This is a genomic window from Candidatus Sericytochromatia bacterium (assembly GCA_035285325.1).
Lineage (GTDB): Bacteria > Cyanobacteriota > Sericytochromatia > S15B-MN24 > JAQBPE01 > JAYKJB01.
The window spans coordinates 1-16,460 of record JAYKJB010000020.1 but is presented as its reverse complement, the minus strand read 5'-3'; the positions used below and the strand labels follow the sequence as shown (position 1 = coordinate 16,460).

15 protein-coding genes are annotated in these 16,460 nt (G+C 70.0%); 7 read left to right on the top strand and 8 right to left on the bottom strand.

Annotated elements, in window-relative coordinates:
- Positions 1-14: 14 nt before the first annotated feature.
- Positions 15-1,238: a glycosyltransferase gene (locus tag VKP62_03230; protein MEB3196194.1), complete on the bottom strand. Its 1,224-nt coding sequence runs from the start codon at positions 1,236-1,238 to the stop codon at positions 15-17.
- Between the two features lie 189 nt (positions 1,239-1,427).
- Between VKP62_03230 and VKP62_03225 the strand changes: the two genes are divergently transcribed.
- Both VKP62_03225 and VKP62_03220 read left to right on the top strand, forming a co-directional pair.
- Positions 1,428-2,198, top strand: coding sequence for a response regulator (locus VKP62_03225; GenBank protein ID MEB3196193.1), 771 nt, complete (start codon positions 1,428-1,430; stop codon positions 2,196-2,198).
- Positions 2,199-2,422: 224 nt separating this feature from the next.
- Positions 2,423-3,934 carry a hypothetical protein gene (locus VKP62_03220; protein ID MEB3196192.1) on the top strand — a complete coding sequence of 504 codons (1,512 nt, stop codon included), beginning with the start codon at positions 2,423-2,425 and terminating at the stop codon, positions 3,932-3,934.
- A 3-nt stretch (positions 3,935-3,937) separates the two neighbouring features.
- On the opposite strand, the gene VKP62_03215 is transcribed toward VKP62_03220, so the two are convergent.
- A complete protein-coding gene (locus tag VKP62_03215; protein MEB3196191.1) occupies positions 3,938-4,375 on the bottom strand; it encodes a rhodanese-like domain-containing protein in 438 nt (145 codons plus the stop codon).
- A 294-nt stretch (positions 4,376-4,669) separates the two neighbouring features.
- Here VKP62_03215 and VKP62_03210 point away from each other — a divergent pair, with 294 nt between their 5' ends.
- The 4 genes from VKP62_03210 to VKP62_03195 all read left to right on the top strand — a co-directional run bounded on the left by VKP62_03210 (position 4,670) and on the right by VKP62_03195 (position 8,374).
- Positions 4,670-5,593 (top strand): LysM peptidoglycan-binding domain-containing protein, encoded by a 924-nt coding sequence (locus VKP62_03210; GenBank protein MEB3196190.1) that lies wholly within the window; start codon positions 4,670-4,672, stop codon positions 5,591-5,593.
- Between the two features lie 105 nt (positions 5,594-5,698).
- A complete protein-coding gene (locus VKP62_03205) occupies positions 5,699-6,211 on the top strand; it encodes a discoidin domain-containing protein (protein ID MEB3196189.1) in 513 nt (170 codons plus the stop codon).
- Positions 6,212-6,318: 107 nt separating this feature from the next.
- Positions 6,319-7,110 (top strand): hypothetical protein, encoded by a 792-nt coding sequence (locus VKP62_03200; GenBank protein MEB3196188.1) that lies wholly within the window; start codon positions 6,319-6,321, stop codon positions 7,108-7,110.
- Between the two features lie 103 nt (positions 7,111-7,213).
- Entirely contained in the window at positions 7,214-8,374 is a 1,161-nt protein-coding gene (locus VKP62_03195) for an ATP-binding protein (GenBank protein MEB3196187.1), read from the top strand.
- Between the two features lie 9 nt (positions 8,375-8,383).
- Here the strand turns inward: VKP62_03195 and VKP62_03190 are convergent, their stop codons facing one another.
- The 6 genes from VKP62_03190 to VKP62_03165 form a co-directional block, all read right to left on the bottom strand.
- Positions 8,384-9,004, bottom strand: coding sequence for a hypothetical protein (locus VKP62_03190; GenBank protein MEB3196186.1), 621 nt, complete (start codon positions 9,002-9,004; stop codon positions 8,384-8,386).
- A gap of 98 nt (positions 9,005-9,102) precedes the next feature.
- Positions 9,103-10,011, bottom strand: a complete 909-nt coding sequence (locus VKP62_03185) for a hypothetical protein (GenBank protein MEB3196185.1) — start codon at positions 10,009-10,011, stop codon at positions 9,103-9,105.
- Positions 10,012-10,069: 58 nt separating this feature from the next.
- A complete protein-coding gene (locus tag VKP62_03180) occupies positions 10,070-11,593 on the bottom strand; it encodes a DNA polymerase Y family protein (protein MEB3196184.1) in 1,524 nt (507 codons plus the stop codon).
- Positions 11,571-12,203 carry a recombinase A gene (locus VKP62_03175; GenBank protein MEB3196183.1) on the bottom strand — a complete coding sequence of 211 codons (633 nt, stop codon included), beginning with the start codon at positions 12,201-12,203 and terminating at the stop codon, positions 11,571-11,573. The genes VKP62_03180 and VKP62_03175 overlap by 23 nt, the downstream gene beginning before the upstream one ends.
- Positions 12,204-12,219: 16 nt before the next feature.
- Positions 12,220-12,840 (bottom strand): transcriptional repressor LexA, encoded by a 621-nt coding sequence (lexA, locus tag VKP62_03170; GenBank protein MEB3196182.1) that lies wholly within the window; start codon positions 12,838-12,840, stop codon positions 12,220-12,222.
- Between the two features lie 66 nt (positions 12,841-12,906).
- On the bottom strand, positions 12,907-16,029 hold the full coding sequence (locus VKP62_03165) for an error-prone DNA polymerase (GenBank protein ID MEB3196181.1): 3,123 nt from the start codon (positions 16,027-16,029) through the stop codon (positions 12,907-12,909).
- Positions 16,030-16,267: 238 nt separating this feature from the next.
- On the opposite strand from VKP62_03165, the gene VKP62_03160 reads away from it, so the two are divergent.
- Positions 16,268-16,460, top strand: a 193-nt coding sequence (locus VKP62_03160; GenBank protein ID MEB3196180.1) for a hypothetical protein, incomplete at its 3' end; no start/stop codon positions are given.

Sequence of the window (16,460 nt, the reverse complement as noted above, 5' to 3'; positions counted from 1 at the left end):
GAGTTAAGAAATAATTAAGCAAGCGACGCCCGAGGAAACAGGCGTTCCTGCAGCAACTGTTCGATGCGCTGCACCCGGGCCTCCCAATCGTTGGCACGCGCGAGCGCCACACGGGCCGCCGCCCGCGCCGGTGAGGTGTCGGCCAGGGCCCGCTCACAGGCGGCCCTGAAGCCGGCGAGCCCATCCCCCACCTGCAAGCTGTCGCCCACGTCCGGCCAGTCCGCAAAGCCGGTCGTGACGACTGGCTTGCCGGTGGCCAGGTACTCGTTGAGCTTCAGCGGGTAGATCGCCCGGGTCTGCTCGCTGTGAACGAAGGGAATCATCAGGGCATCGCAGGCGGCCAGAATGGCCGGCAGTTCCTCGCGCGGCACCAGGCCGATCAGGTGCACGTTGGGCAAGGCCGCCAGCGGCCGGAGCGCCCCTCGAACGGCCGGCGCCACCGGACCCGCCAGCAGGATCTGCCAGTCCGGACGCGCCCGGGCGAGCTCGGTGATCAGGGGGAGATCCAGTCGCTCCTCAAGGTGACCGGCGAAGCCCAGCAGCGGCCCCGGCCCCACCCCCGCCAGCCGTGCCGGGCGGCTCCCCGTCAGCCGCTGCGCCCGCTCGAACAGGGCCACATCGGCCCCGTTGGGCACCAGGTGGCAAGCGGGATGCCTGGCCGCCTGCGCCGCCTGCAGGGCTGGACTGCTGCAGATCACCAGGTCGGACTGCGCCACCAGGCGGGCCTCGATCTCGGCGGCAAAGGGCGACACGCGCGGCATCGCAGCGATCGCATCGGTGCAGTGGTAGACCGTCAACGCCGGGTCGAGGCCCGCGATCAGGCTCTCACTGGAGAGCACGTTGAAGCTGATCCACAGGATTGGCCGCCGGAACCCCAGGCGCCCGCAGGCCTGCTTCACATCCTGCAGGAGGCGGGCCTGGTTGAAGCGATAGACCCGCTCGAACAGGCCGCGGCGCCCGATCTGGCCCATCGGCACCACCCAGGGCGGCGTGTGCACCCACAACCCGGCCGTCAGCGGCTCCGGGTTGGCGACCAGGCCGACACGCCGCGCACAAGCCCGACGGCCACGCGCCTGGCGCAGCCCTCCCAGCACCGCCCACGGGTTGACCTGATTGTTGACGAACAGGACGCGGTTCCGCGCGGCCAGCGCCCGCATCAGATGATGTCGGCTGCTGGCGAAGGGATGTTCCCAGTCCATGACCGACACGCATACGATGTCCTGTCCCGTCAGCCGCACCGCGAGGCCCTCCTGATTGCGCCGCCCTGAGCGCAGCATAGGGGCGGGCGTGACGGCCTGCCAGGTCAGCCTGGCCAGACCCGTTGGTGGGGTTCGCCCGCCGCAGCCGCGAGGCTCCAAGGGGAGCGGGGTATATCACACGAGGGCGCCGGGCGCCCATCGGATCTCCAGAAGGGTGAATGTCCCCCCATGTCGTCGAAGCGGGTGCTGATCTGTGATGATGCCGGGTTCATGCGAACCCTGCTGCGCGACATCCTCACGTCCGAAGGTTTCGAGGTGGTGGGGGAAGCGATCGACGGGGCGATGGGGGTGCTGCTCTACGAGGAGTATCGCCCGGATCTGGTCACGATGGACGTGAACATGCCCAAGCTCGATGGGCGGGACGCGCTCGAATCGATCCTGAAACGCGATCCCAACGCCCGGGTGATCATGGTGACCACGGCCGGACAGGACGAGATCATCAAGCGCACCCTGCTGGCGGGGGCCCGCGACTTCATCATCAAGCCCTTCAAGAAACATCAGGTGGTCACCACCCTGCGCCGCGTGGGCCGCGACAACGGCACCCCCCAGACCTTCATCGAGGAACTGGTGGCCTGGCACGAACTGGGCGAAATGCTGCTGCGCGCCGACCTGATCACGCCTGAGGTGCTGACGGCGGCCCGCGACGTGGTCAAGCGCGGACAGGCCCGCAACCTGTTCGATGCCCTGAAGGCCAGTGACACGGTCTCGGAACAGATGCTGCGCGATGCCCTGGAAGATGGACACAAGGAAGTCTCGATGGCCTTCCTGATGATGAAGGGCAAGGTGGTCTCGATGCAGCAGCTTCGCACCACGTTTGTCATGATGCGAAAGCAGGGCAAGAAACTGGGCTTCACCCTGATGGAGCTCGGCTTTGCCAGCAAGGACCAGGTCGCCGATGCGCTCAGGCGTGTGCCGCCGAGCCGGTTTTCCGCGTCCTAGACGTGAAATCCTGCTCAGACCCACCCGATCAGGGGATGGCCGCACCCCGACGAGCAGCCCAGAAGGTGCGTTCAGCTTCTTCCTGGGGGATCCTGGCGCAGGCGCCCTTTCATTAAGCTGACGCAGGTTCCTGTGAAATTCATGTTAAATGCATCAAGCGATCCGGCCGATGCCTGGACAAGCTCGGCGGGTCAATGAGATGGGACCCTTGAGGAGAGTGTGACATGGTGAACATCAATCAAACCGCTGGCCTGCCCGCCCTGGCAGCGAACGGCCTCGCCGCTGCCGCCAACCTGCCGACCGCGCCGGAAGGGCTGCCTGCGGAGGCGTTGAATGCAATCACCACGCCCGCGCTGCCTCAGGACGTGAGTGCCATTCAGACGCCAGAAGTGGCCGCCGGCATGCCGGAGGTCGATCTGGACGAGATCGCGATTCCCACCACCCCCGGTGACGAGACACCCGCCGGGTCGCCGAGCGACGCGCCGGAAAACCACCTGACCACCCCGGCGGAACCCCCGGCCGAGATGCCCCCGGCGTCGGATACGCCGGTGAGTGGCGTGACGCCACCGCCCGCCCCGCCCTCGGATGGCGCCTCGCCGCCCTCGGATTCACCGGGCAGCGGCGTGACGTCCCCGGGTGCTCCCACGGACTGCCCGCCCCCTCCGCCGCCGGTGTGCCCGCCCCCCCCGCCGGTCTGTGACCACCCGCCCGCGCCGGTCTCGCCCCCGTCGGACAGCCCGTCCTCGCCCCCTTCGTCCGGCTCGCCTGACCATCCGGTCGGCGGCAGCGGTCCCGCCTCGCCGGCGCCGAGTGGTGACAGCGGCAGCCCGTCCTCGCTGCCCAAGGATGCCATCATCATCGGCAACAAGAAGCGCCCCCGGACGGTGCGTAGCTTCCTGAAGACGATGGAAAAGCGTGGCATCAAGCTGCCTTTCAACATCAAGGACCTGCCGAAGGAACTGCTCAACACCACGCTTGCCAAGGGGCAGTCGCTGGCGATCGGCACCGACGGCAAGCCGATCGGCTTCCTGAAGACCGAAGACGTGATGGCCAACCAGTCACTCGGCGTGTCGGACCACTTGCAACGCAAGGTTGACACCAAGGGCGGACTACCTCGCTTCGAAACGCTGGGAGAAGGCGGCGGCATCACCATCGACGGCCAGTCGGTGAACGTCGTGAAGACCTTCCTGAAGTCGCCCGTCATGCTGGATCTGACCGGAGATGGCAAGCTGGGCACGACCGGGGTGTCCACGGCCCAGAACCGCATCGACAATCAGGTCGGCAAGACCGTCCAGTTCGACGTCGACGGCGATGGCCAGCTCGACCAGACCGAATGGATGAGCGGCAACGGCGACGGCATGCTGGTGGACGACCGCGACGGCGGGGCCACCAAGGCCAGCCAGGGTGACGGCCGCATCGACGGCACCCGCCTGTTCGGCGATCAGGGCGGCAAGTTTGCCAATGGCTACGAAAAAATGGCCCAGCTCGACGCCGATGGCGACGGCAAGCTCGCGGGCAAGGAACTCGAAGGCCTCAAGACCTGGGTCGATGACGGGGACGCCAAGCTGGAAGCCGGCGAACTCAAGACGCTGGCGGAACTCGGCGTGACCGAAATCAGCACCCAGATGAAGCTCGAGAAGAACGCACGCGGGGAAGACCTGATGCGCTCGACCTTCACCCGCAACGGAGAGCAGCAGGTGAGCGAGGACGTCTGGTTCAACACCAAGAACTCGTGATGCTCAGCGGTCCATCGCGAGGCCGGCGGCTTCCCAGGCCAGCGTCCCGCCCTGGATGTTGAGTACTTGCTGAAATCCGCGCGCCTGGAGCGCCTGGGCCGCCTTGGCGCTGCGACTGCCACTGCGGCAGATCAGAACCACCGGTTGCTGCTGCTGCAGGCTGCCTGCCCAAGTCGCCAGCTCGCCCAACGGACGCAACTGCGCCCCGCGGGCGTGACCGGCCGCGTACTCGTCGGGTTGCCGCACGTCGAGAAACGCGGCTTGCGGATACGCCTGCAGGAAGCGGGCCGCCTCCGCGGGCGACACGTCACGCAGCGACTGGGCGCTGACGGCCGGGCTCAATGGGCGCTGGCTGGCCCGCTGCAAGGGGGCTGAAGCCCAGGCCGGCGCGCAAGCAGACGTCGTCAGGGCCACGGTGAGGTTCAGAATCCAGGTGCGCACAGGTCGTAGCTCCAGAGAATAGCGGCTCATGGACCCGCTGTTCGAGTCACCGAGCCCAGGGAATGGCGCCTCACGCGAGCTGGCGTTGGGCTGAGGCTGAGGCTGCGCCTGGCGCGGGGGCGCACGGGCGAGTCCTTCCATGATGACACACCGCCGCTCGCCTGGGGAGATCCCCATCCCCCGCTCGTGAATGCGTGGCTCGGAGGGCCGACAGGCAGGCCAAACCGGGCCGGCGTGACGGACCGCTCAAAGCGGTATATGCTGAGGGCGGTCGACGTTGACAGGAGGGCGCGCATGCCCCCCGAGTACCCGTATCTTTGCGCCACGTGCGGACGTCCGGTGGACCACGCCGGGATCTGTCCGTACTGTTCCTCCGAGCAAGCCTCGGTCCAGCTGATTCGCAAACCTCAGGGGCGTGCCCGGGGCGAGGCGCAGGCCGGCCGCGGGCGACGCCGCGAGCGCACCGGACGCTGGGCCAAAACCTTCACCTTCGGCTTGCTGGTGGGCCTGCTGCTGCCCCGGCCGTGGGACCTCTTGCCCCATCCGTCCACGCCGCCCACGCCACTCGCGGCTTCCGCCCCGCTGACGCCGGCCCCCACGGCCACCCCGACGCGCCCGCCCACGCCGGCGCCCACGCCCACGCCCACCCCGCGACCTCGCATCGTTTCAGCGGATGCGCTGTCGCAGCAGCCCTGGAAGCCCGTGCCCTCGCGCTCCCCCGCACGGGTCAACGCTCCGGCTCCGGCCCGCTCAGGCGCACCCGCCCCGGCCCGACCGAGTGAACGCCCCGCCCCCCGGGCACCCGGCGCGAACGAGCCGGGGAGCACGCGCTACACCATCAAGGCCGGCGACACCTTGGGTGGGATCGCCCTGCGTTTCTATGGCGACGCCAACCAGACCGCCCGCTTGCGCGCCGCCAATCCGAGCATCAATCCGCGCGTGCTGCCGCTGGGTCAGGCCATCGTGATTCCTCGCGCCCCCCGTCCCACGCCCCAGCTGAGCCCCGGGCCACGCGTCTCGGTGCCCGCGCGCCCGCGCGCCCAACCGGCTGGCGCCCGCCCCCATCTCCCGGTGCGCCCGGCCTCCTCCTCGGCTGCCCCGCGCCCCCAGAGCCCGGCCCAAGCGAGCGCCGGAGCGGAATCGCCGAACCGCTATCGCGCGGGCCATCAGGACGCCTCCCCGGTTTCCCCGCGTGAGCCCCGCGATCCCCCCCGCTGACCCGTGAAACCGACCCGACTCGCGGCAGAAAAGGCGGGTTGGGGCGACGGAACAAATCGAGCCTGGCCAGCGTCCAGAAGACATGACCGTGGATGGAGCGATCGGGTGAGACGCGCGTTACCCCAACTCAAGGGAGTCCAGAGCCGGTATCGCTGGCCGTCCGCCTGGTGGCTGGCGAGCCTGCTCGGCCTGTTCGGACCGGGCGCGCCCCCTGCCTGGGCCGCGGGACCGGAGGTGCTGGCGGTTTCGGCCAGTTCGGCCGACGGCATGCTGATGGATGCCGTCGATGGCGATCCGAGCACCGGCTGGCAGAACAAGCGGGAGGGTGAGCGGGAGGCCTGGCTGGCCGTGCGCTTCACCAGTCTGGCCAGGGTCCGCGGCGTGCGCCTGACCGCCGATGATCCGGGCCCCCGAACGAGCGTGTGGATCGAAACCTCGCGCGACGGAGAGCACTACCTCCTGGCCGCGGGGCCCGTGAAGGCCTGGCGCAAAGGTCCGAACGAGCTGACCTTCAGCCGACCGACCGAGGCCCTGTATCTGCGGGTGCGCTTTCAGGCCGGTGGCGAGGGGGCCCCGCCGCGTTTTCGCATCCAGGAACTGGAGCCCCTGGGTCCGTGAGGCCCCGGATCGCCCCTAGCCGGGAAGGCCTGATCCGGCCAGAAGGGCTGTTCCGGCGGAAGTCCCCGACCCCGAGCAAGCAAGGAGAAACCGGGATGAGCGGATGGGTGAAGCTGCCTGCAAACCGCCGACACGCCGGGCGCAGCGCCCTCATCGGGGCGCGCGGCTTGCTGGCCAGCCTGGCCCTGGGGCTCTGCGGCTCCCCGCTGCCGGCGCAGGGCGCGACACAGACGGCCGCCCTGCCGGCCGCCATGCGCCAGGCCGGCACCTTGTTCGCGCGCGACGTGGCGGGCTGGGTGGGGCACCTGGAAGAGGCCGACACGCGCATCAAGGCGCCGCTGGTGGACCGCACGGCGCAAACGCGCACCTGGGTGATCAGCCGCGACGGCGACCCCCAGCGGGCGATCGTGCTCAGTTACCGGCGAGAGGGCCGGAATGACGAGGGCGAGCGCGCCAAGCTCGAAAAGCAGGTCAACGAGGGCTATCGCAGCCGCGAGCGGCAATTACAGGCCCCCTTCGACCTGCGCCACATGGACGATTATGAGTTTCAGGAGGCCAGCTGCCCGGGCAGCGAGGCGGGTGAGCGCTGTGTCGGCTTCCGCAGCCGGCTGCGCGACGCGCGCCACGGGGACGGGACGCTACTCCTGAATCGGGAAGGGCGGGTGCGCCTGGTGAGCTACGCGCCCAGTCAGTTGCCCGCACAGGCCGGACAGGGCAGCGTGCGCATCGTGCGGGGACCGGCCGGACCGGGCTGGTGGGGGCGCCAGCGGCTGGAGATCCGGTTCGAAGGGGGCCTCGGCCCGCTGGCCGGAAGTTTCCAGCTCAGCCAGCGCGTCAGCGCGCATCGACGCTTCGGCTCGCTGGGCGAGGCGATCGCCGGGGCGCCGGCCGGCCCGTAGCGCCCGGAATGATTCCAAAATAGGGATTTCCGGCATTTAACCGGCGTCAGCTGGTGCGCCTTGATCCTTGTAAATCATGCATCTAGATGCTATTTTTACAAGGATGTACAAGCGAATGATCGCGGCCAACTTGCGGGCAGAACTGGCCGAGTCGCCGGCTGTGGCCCTGCTCGGGCCCCGGCAGACAGGCAAGACGACGCTGGCCCTGGCCATCGCCGAGGAGCGTCCCAGTCTCTATCTCGATCTCCAGTCGCCGACGGATCGCGCGAAGCTCACGGATCCGGAGGCCTTTCTGGCCCGGCAAGTGGATCGCCTGGTGATTCTGGATGAGGTCCATCGCATCCCGGGACTCTTCCCGGTCCTGCGTGGCCTGATCGACCGCAGCCGACGGGCAGGACGACGTCACGGACTCTATTTGCTGCTGGGTTCCGCCGGTCTGGACCTGCTGGCCCAAAGTGGTGAGACGCTGGCCGGGCGGATCGCCGTCACGGAATTGGGGCCCCTGCTGCTTCAGGAAGTCGGAAGCGAGCACGTGGAACGCCTCTGGGTGCGCGGGGGCTTCCCGGAGAGCTGGCAGGCTCCCCGCGACGCGGCGAGCCTGCGCTGGCGTGAACATTTCATCCGGACCTACCTGGAGCGAGACGTGCCGATGTTTGCGCCGCGCCTACCAGCGGAAACGTTGAGACGGTTGTGGACCATGCTGGCGCACCTGCAGGGCGGTCTGCTGAACGTGGCCCACCTCGCCCGCAGCCTGGCGATCGATGTGCGGACGGCGGGGCGCTACCTCGACCTGCTGGTCGACCTGCTGCTCGTGCGCCGGCTGTCTCCCTGGCAGGCCAATGTCAGCAAGCGGCTGGTCCGGGCACCCAAGGTGTACGTGCGCGACAGTGGGCTGGTCCACGCCCTGCTGGGGCTGGTCGATGAGAATGCCGTGTTGGGTCACCCCGTGGCCGGGGCAAGCTGGGAGGGTTTCGTGATCGAGCAGGTGGCAGCCGCCTGCCCACCCGGTGTGACCTGCCACTTTTATCGCACGGCGGCGGGCGCCGAAGTCGACCTGTTGCTGGCCTGGCCGGACGGCACGCACTGGGCGATCGAGATCAAGCGCGCCACGGCGCCCACCCTGAGTCGAGGCTTCCACCTGGCTTGCGCGGACCTGCAACCTGCGCGGCGCCTGGTGGTCCACCCCGGGCGCGACAGCTGGCCGCTCGGGCAAGCCGTCGAGGCGACCAGCCTGACCGCCCTGTGTGAGGCCGTGTCGCGCTGAGCGCCGCCATCAGTCGGCCGCGGGCACCGAGGCGGTCATGATCTTCTGGTCGATGCGCAGGCCCAGGGTCCAGCCGGATTGCTCCGGCACCAGCGGCATCACCAGCACCCCGCCCACGATCGAGGCCTTCCAGCCGATCATCCCGGGGATGCGCAACCCGAGCGAAACGCTCGGTTCCAGCGTGAACTGCTGCCCCAGCGGGTTGGCGGTGCATTCCGAGATGGCGCTGGTGACACCGGCCAGCAGGGTCGTGTTGTAGATGAGCGGGCCATAGTGGCCCTCGTAGCCGCCCTGCAGACCGGCATAGCCGAAGGCGGGAGACCAGCGCTGACCAATGAAAGGAACCGTGCCGTAAATCATCGCCCCGGCGTACAGCGAGCGATTGAAGCGCGTGTAGCGCACCGCCCGGCCGCCCGACAGCCAGCCCGCGAAGGGACCGAAGTAGACATATTTGACCTCGGTGCCGGTCTCGTCGTAGGTCTGCGTGTAGGGCGCACCCGGCGCGGCCATGGGGGCCGTGGCGGACTGAAAGTCCTGGTCGAAAGCGGTCAGAGCCGCCGCACAGCCGGACATCAGGCCAGCGCCAGCCGCCAGCAACAGGGTTCTGGTCACAGCGGTCAAACGGCGCACGGGGCCCTCCTGGGAGCCTTCTACCCAGGCAAGCGCGAGCCGGCACGCGGGCCCGGTTTGAAGCGCTCAGCGAGGAGAGTGGAGCGGTTCCCCCACCCTCAATAGGCCAGCACCTGAGGCGGCCAGTCGAACACCGGCATGAGCAGGCGCACCAGCGCCTTGGCCGTCTGGTCGGCGTGGTACTCGCGTCCGTTGTAGCGATAGGCCGCGAAGTCCGCGCCCGGTTCGGCCGTGCCCTCGGCATGCCAGTACATGGCCAGGCTGCGTTCGGCCGACGACAGCTTGCGCGGCGCGTACATCAGGCGCTGGATCAGCAGGTGCTGCAGGCGGTGAAATTGCTCGTGCGCGATGGTGTTGGCCACGGCCGCAGGATGGGAGCGGAGCAAGCTGGTGGCGAGGAAGATGGCCTGCGCCTGGTGGTCGTAGTAGCCGCCCAGCTGACGGTGGTGGTCGACCCGCCCCAGCGGGGCCGGCTTGAAGGCGAAGGCCTCGCCGAGCAGCTCGGACAGCTGGCGAAAGACCACGTGCAGGCGGCCGAGGTTGTCGTTGCCGGCGGCCGGGTTCCAGCCGTCGAGACCGCCGAACAGGGCCGTGTCGTGCAGCACTCGAGTGGGCAGCGGGGCCAGGCAAGGACCATAGACGGCCTCGAAGAGGTCCTTGAGCGCCATCAGGCTGGGGGGCCGGGCGCCAGGGGCATAGCCGAGGCGCGCGAAGCGAGCGGCCGGCTGGTCCACCTGAGGCGCCACCCAGGGCAGGGGAGCGGCCGGCAGCGTCGGCGCAGGCCCGGCCTCCCCGCCGTCCTCCGCCAACGCGCGCGCCGGGGCGACGGCCTCCTCCCAGTTGAAACGACTCTCCGCCAGCAGTTCCGCGCGCCAGTCAGGCAGGGCGGACGGTCCTTCCTCCCGCGACGCCGGGGCCGGCGGCCGGGGCGGCGGCGCGGGGGTCAGGCGCGCTTGCAGCCAGTTTTGCAAGGGTTCCAGGAAGGCACGAAGGGCTGCGAACGGCACGGCCGGCCTCCTCTCGACAGGGATTGGCGCCCACCGAGTCGGGCCGAGCCCGCTGCGCTCATTGCACCCGTCCCTGCAACAGCCAGTGACCCCGCCGGTTGTCCCGGTAGACCCAGAGCAGGTCACCGGACTCGGTTTCAATGAAATAATAATCGCGTTCGACCGCGCTGTGCCACCAGCCGCCCGCCAGCCGGAAGGGACCGACCTCCCGGCAGAGCGCCCCGGCCTGCGCCCCCAGCGGCCACCAGCCCTCGGCCGGGCGCGGGGCCAGCTGGCGTGGGCGCGCATAGACCGAGCGCACCAGGGGTGGAGGCGTGTCCGGCGGCCCGGCCGGCAGATTCGGCGCCTGAATCCGGTCGACCGGCTCCCAGTGCCAGCGGCGCTCGGGCAGGTGGCGATCGCCCGGCTGCGCCACCACCACCTGGTTTTCGCCAAAGGCCGCCCGCAAGCGCGCCAGGGCGCGCGCCCCGGCCGCGGGATCGCGTCGCGGCGTGATCGCCAGCGCGTCCAGCTGGTGGGCCGTCAGCGGGCAGCCCTCGGCGATCGCCACCAGGGTGTGGACCGGCCCCGGCAGGGGCAGACCCTCCAGCCGCAGGCGCACCAGCTCCATCAGGCGCAAGCTGGAAAGCGTCGCTTCGGCCGGGCGCAGGGCCTCCTCCCGCCAGAGCCCTTCCGCCTCGCGCCGCCAGCCGGGCCGCTCCTGCGAGGTGTCGCAGCCGAGCCGCAGCGTCAGGCCGGCGAGCGCCTGCCCCTGAGCCGCCAGGCGTGCCAGCAAGGTGTCTACCAGCGGCTTGGCGGCAAACACCAGCGCGCCCAGCTCCAGCACCCCGTGGGGCAACGAACTGGTCGCCTGCAGCGGCACCTGCAGGCTGGCGGGTTGCAGCGGCAGCGCGGGGTCTTCCCGGGCCAGGCGACAAAGGGCCAGCGCCTCGGGCCCGAGCCGGCCGATCAGGCCCTCGGCGGGCAAGGCCTGCAAGGCCGCCACGTGGTCGACGCCCAGCGTGAGCAGGAAGTGGCGCTCGTCCGGCGGCAATTCCAGGCAACTCAGCGGCACGGCCGCCACCGCCGCCGCCTGTCCGGCCGGGTCGTACACCGTCACGCCGCGCCCCCGCTGCGCCCTGGCCAGCGCCCAGGGCGCGAAGCGTCCGTGCCCGATCACCACGGCGGCCTCGAAACCGAGCGCCTGCAGGGCCGCCCGCAGGCATTCGCCCCAGGCCTGGGGCGAGGGGTAGAGCTGCTCGAAGCCGGCCGCATCGACCCAGAAACACCCCGGCTGCTCCCGCCGAGGCTCGACGGTGGGGCTGAAATTCAGCAGGCAAGCCAGCAGCTCGCGCTGGGCCTCGGCGATCGCCAGCGGCGAGACCGGGGCCGCCTCCAGCGTCGGCACCCTGGCCAGCACCTGCTGATAACGCTCGCCAGGGCAGATGCCCTGCTGACGGGCCACCCGGTTCAGGGCCAGCACCCGCGCATGGGGGCGATCGTGTTCGAGCACGGCCACCGGCCGCTGGCGCCAGCCCGGCTCGGCCCGCAGCAGCAGCTGCAAGGCCAGCAGCGGCACGTCAATACAGGCCGTCCGGTCCACTGAACACCTCCGGGCCGCGCTCCGCGGGGCCCCCGCGCTTGTCCTTGCTGACGCCGAGGCGGCAGAGATAGCGACCGGAAGCCTCCTGGGCCCGCTCGGGGTGGAGCCGCAAGGAGACCTGGCCGCCCAGGCCCTGCGGATGCGCGGTCAGCCCCACCAGGGCGGTGCGGTGATGCTTGGCCAGGCCCACCAGCCGCACCAGGATGCGCTCGGGGGGCGGTGGTTGCTGCTCCCAATCAAGCACGATCAGGCCAAAGGCCCCGCTGCGCAACAGCATGTCGACGGCGCGCAGACGCGCGACGGGAGGGGCCAGCCGAACGACGGGCAAGGCCGCCAGGTCGACGCCATGGGCCTGGACGTCGGGGGGATAGAAGCCGTGCGTGGGGGGCGTCACCCAGGCCGCCGGTTCACCGGCCGCCTGGGCTTCCCGGACCCAGGCGATCGCCCGCGTGTAAGCCAGGGAATCGCGCTGCAGGCGCAGTTCGCACAAGCGCCCTTGCAGTTCCTCCAGGCCGAGGCGAGCGGCCGGTTCCGGGCGCACGACCGACAGGCCGAGCCGGCGGGCCGGCCCGAGCGAGGGCAGCGCGGAGAGGCGAGCGGTTGACGTCATGGGGCAGGCTCAGGGGCTAAGTCAGGCTGCGGCGGATCTCGACCACCTTGCCCAGGATGCGGAAGCCGCTGCGTTCATCGGGCAGAATCGGGGCGTAAGCAGGGTTTTCGGCCAGCAGGGCGGGTTGACCCCGATGCTGGGCCAGGCGCTTGACCGTGGCCTCCGTCTCCAGCAGGGCCACGACAATCTCGCCGAGCTGCGCCGTCGGCTGGCGCCGGGCGATCACCAGATCGCCCTCCAGGATGCCCGCCCCGACCATGCTGTCGCCCCGGACGTGCAGGGCGAACAGGCTGTCGCGACCCAGGCGCTGCGCCCAGGCGGTTTCGACCCAGACCGTGCCGTCCGGATCGGCGATCGCCTCGGACAGCGGGCCGGCCCGGACCCGGCCCCAGATCGGGACGGGCACGTGGTCGCTTGCATCGGCCTGGGCCAGCCTGTAAGAGCGCGCCTTGCCGGGATCATGGGTGAGCAAGCCGTCGACCACCAGGCGATCGAGGTGGACCTTGACCGACTGAACCGCCTTGAAGCCAAAGGCGGCCTGAATCTCTCGCATGCTGGGAGGGGGCGCCCCCTCGCGCAGGCGGGCCTGAATGAACTGGTAGATGGCCTGGCGGGTCTGGCCGGTGGGACCGGGCATGCGTGACAACCTCCGCTGGCTTTCCATTTTGCAGACAAATGTCTGCCATGTCAAGCCAGGCGGCGCTCAATGAAAGTCGCGGCTGGCCGTTCGGGGCAGCCGAGCGGCCAGCACGGGTTCCCAGAAGCGCGCGGCCACCAGATGGACCAGCCCGTGCTGCACCTGCAGCGTGCCACTCACGCCCAGGCATTGGACGGTCTTGACCAGCCGCTTGAAGCGCTCGAACACGGCCGGCCAGACCACCAGATTGACGAAGCCGGTTTCATCCTCCAGCGTCAGAAAGACGACGCCCGAGGCGGTGCCGGGCCGCTGGCGGCAGATCACCAGCCCGACATAGCGCACCCGCGCCCCGCTGGGCTGACGGCTGAGCGCACGCGCATCGGGCAGGCCCTGAGCCAGCAGTTCGGGACGCAACACCGCCAGCGGATGCGCCCGGGCACTGGCGCCGGTGCGGCGGGTGTCCCACTGGACCGTCTCGAACAGGCTGAGCTGACGAAAGGCCGGAATCGACGCCTCCTGGAAGCCCAGCGGCAGCGGCTCGCGCCGCGCCGCGCCGCGCACGACCCAGAGGGCCTGGCGGCGCGTGAGCCCGAAACCATCGAAGGCGCCGGCTTCGGCCAGGGCCGCCAGCGCCCCCTGGTCGAGGGCGCTTTCCCAGATGAAAGCCTCCAGGGAAGCGGGCCGCTCGCGGAGGGCCCCCGCCGGCTGCATGAGGGCCACGATGCGCTGGGCCGCCGCGGCCGACAGGCCCTTCACGAGCCGCAAGCCCAGGCGCAGGGCCCAGCGTGCGAGCGGGTCGGCCGCGGGCGAAGCAGACGCCGGCAGCGCCTCCAGCGTGCAGTCCCACTGGCTGGCCCGCACGTCGATCGGCAGGAGGGTCAGGCCGTGCCGCCGGGCATCCTCCAGGATCGTGGCGGGGCTGTAGAAGCCCATGGGCTGCGAGTTCAGCAGGGCGCAGACGAAGATCGGCAGGTGGTGGCAGCGCAGGTAGGCGCCCATGTAGGTGATCAGGGCGAAGCTGGCCGCATGCGCTTCGGGAAAGCCATATTCGCCGAAGCCCTCGATCTGCTTGAAGACCTGTTCGGCAAAGGGGCGCTCGATGCCCTTTTCCACCATACGCCCGATCAGGCGGCCGTAGTGATGGGCCATGCTGCCATGCTTGCGCCAGGCGGCCATGTCGCGTCGCAGCTGGTCGGCCTCGCCCGGCGTGTAGTCGGCCGCCACCATGGCCAGCTTCATGACCTGCTCCTGAAACAGCGGCACGCCCAGGGTTTTGGCGAGCACCGGCCGCAGGGCCTCGTGGGGATAGACCACGGGTTCCTCGCCGCGCCGCCGACGCAGGTAGGGATGCACCATGCCGCCGGTGATCGGGCCCGGACGCACCAGGCTGATCTCGATCACGAGGTCGTAATAGGTGCAAGGCCTCAGGCGCGGCAGCATGCTCATCTGGGCCCGGCTCTCGACCTGGAACACGCCGACCGTGTCGGCCCGGCCGAGCATGGCATAGGTGGCCGGGTCCTCGGGCGGAATCGTCGCCATCGTGTAATAAAGGCCCTCGTGGCGGGCGAGCAGCTCGAAGCAGCGGCGCAGATGGCTCAAGGCCCCCAGCCCGAGCAGGTCGACCTTGAACAGCCCCAGGGCCTCGATGTCGTCCTTGTCCCACTGAATCACCGTGCGGGCTTCCATCGTGGCATTCTCGACCGGCACCAGCTCGTTGACGGGCTCATGCCCCAGCAAGAAGCCGCCGGGATGGATCGAGAGGTGGCGCGGGAAGCCGAGCAGGGCGTTGCTCAGCGTGAGCAGGTGGCGATAGACCGCGTGCTGGGCGGGCAAACCGGCCTGCTGCAACACCGCCTGCTCGATCGGGCCCCGGTATCCCAGCAGCTTGCAGACGCGCCCCAGCTCGGTTTCAGGCAAGCCCAGCGCCTTGCCGACGTCGCGAATGGCCGAGCGCGGGCGGTAGGCAATCACCACGGCCACCATGGCCGCATGCGTGCGCCCGTAACGTTCGTAGACGTGCTGGATCACCTCCTCGCGGCGCTCATGTTCGATGTCGAGGTCGATGTCGGGCGGTTCGGCCCGTTCGGCCGAGATGAAGCGCTCGAACAGCAAGCCCATGCGAATCGGATCGACCGCCGTGATGCCCAGGCAATAGCAGACCACCGAATTGGCGGCCGAACCTCGCCCCTGGCAGAGGATCCCCCGCTGGGCGCAGAAACGCACGAGTTCGTGCATCGTGAGGAAGTAACCGGCGTAGTCGAGCTGTTCGATCAGCGCGAGTTCGCGCGCCAGCTGGGCCTCCACCTCGGCGGGCGGTTCGCCGCCGTAGCGCCAGCGCGCCCCGGCCCGGGCCAGCTGGCACAGGTGCATGAACGAGCTCAGGCCGTCCGGCAGCTGCTCGCTGGGATAGCGATAACGCAGCTCGGCCAGGCTGAAGTCGCAGCGTGCGGCCACCTCCAGGCTGCGGGCCAGGCCGGCCGGGTCATCCGAGAAGCGCTGCGCCAGCGCGTCGGGCGACAGCAAGGCATACTCCGCGTTGGGGGCCAGGCGCCCGCCCGCCCGGTGCAGCGGCAGCCCCGTGCGGATACAGGTCAGAACGTCTTGCAGGGGCTGACGAGAGGCCTCGTGGTAGCGCACCTCGCAGGTGGCCACCACGGGCAAGCCCCAGCGCGCGGCCCGCTGGCGGAGGCGCTGCTCCTGGGCCCGGTCGTCCGGCAGCAGGTGGCGCGTGTACATGGCGTAGAGGCGATCGCCGAAGGCCTCGCACAGCCCGGCGGCCTCGGCCTCCGGCGGCTCCGCGGCCAGCAGGCGCGACCCCGCCCCGCCCCACAGCGCGATCAGGCCCTCGGCATGCGCGGCCAGCTGGTCCCAGCGGACCTGGCTGGCCCCCTTGGGCGCGGCCAGCCGCCCCGCGCTGATCAGGCGACAGAGGTTGGCGTATCCGCGCCGGTTCTGCACCAGCAAGACCAGCGGACTGGCATCCTCCAGGGTGATCGTGCTGCCCAGGCAGAGGCGCAGACCGAGCGCCTGCGCACGCCGATGGGCCTTGACCACGCCATACAGGCCGTCGCGATCCGTGAGCGCGAGGCCCGACCAGCCCTGGCGCGCCGCCGCTTCCACCAGCTCCTCGGGGTGGCTGGCGCCCTCCAGAAAAGAAAAGTTGCTCTTGCACCAGAGCGGAAACGCCATCGAACGCTCCTGGAATAAGCTGTCTGCGGGGTTCGGCCGGCACGACCGCCCGTGAGCGACCCCGTGAAACCAGAAACCAGTAAAGCAGACAAATGTCTACAACTCAAGCCTGGCTGCCTGGCGGGCCTCGCCGGGGCGGGGAAAACGGCGCGACACATCAACCCGACAAGCGGATGCTTTGGGGTATGAGACCAGAACACCGACCCGCCGGCCGCCGCCGGATGGCCTGAGGAATTGCATGCGCACCCGGATCAGCTGGTCATTGGCCCTCTCGCTCTGCCTCGCGGCCTGTCAGGGCGGCAATCTGGCCGGACGACCAGCCCCCGCCAAGCCGACCCTGCGCAACCCCGCCGCCGGCGCGGCCGCCGCCAACAAGGCCGGCCTCATCGGAATGGACGGCGCCACCTTGATCGGGCTCGACGGCGCCACCT

What these genes read in the sequence shown, in the direction of transcription:
- VKP62_03225 (MEB3196193.1), top strand. Translation starts at nt 1,428, where the DNA reads ATGTCGTCGAAGCGGGTGCTGATCTGTGATGATGCCGGGTTCATGCGA.
- VKP62_03220 (MEB3196192.1), top strand. Translation starts at nt 2,423, where the DNA reads ATGGTGAACATCAATCAAACCGCTGGCCTGCCCGCCCTGGCAGCGAAC.
- VKP62_03210 (MEB3196190.1), top strand. Translation starts at nt 4,670, where the DNA reads ATGCCCCCCGAGTACCCGTATCTTTGCGCCACGTGCGGACGTCCGGTG.
- VKP62_03195 (MEB3196187.1), top strand. Translation starts at nt 7,214, where the DNA reads ATGTACAAGCGAATGATCGCGGCCAACTTGCGGGCAGAACTGGCCGAG.
- VKP62_03175 (MEB3196183.1), bottom strand. Translation starts at nt 12,203, where the DNA reads ATGACGTCAACCGCTCGCCTCTCCGCGCTGCCCTCGCTCGGGCCGGCC.
- lexA (MEB3196182.1), bottom strand. Translation starts at nt 12,840, where the DNA reads ATGCCCGGTCCCACCGGCCAGACCCGCCAGGCCATCTACCAGTTCATT.
- VKP62_03165 (MEB3196181.1), bottom strand. Translation starts at nt 16,029, where the DNA reads ATGGCGTTTCCGCTCTGGTGCAAGAGCAACTTTTCTTTTCTGGAGGGC.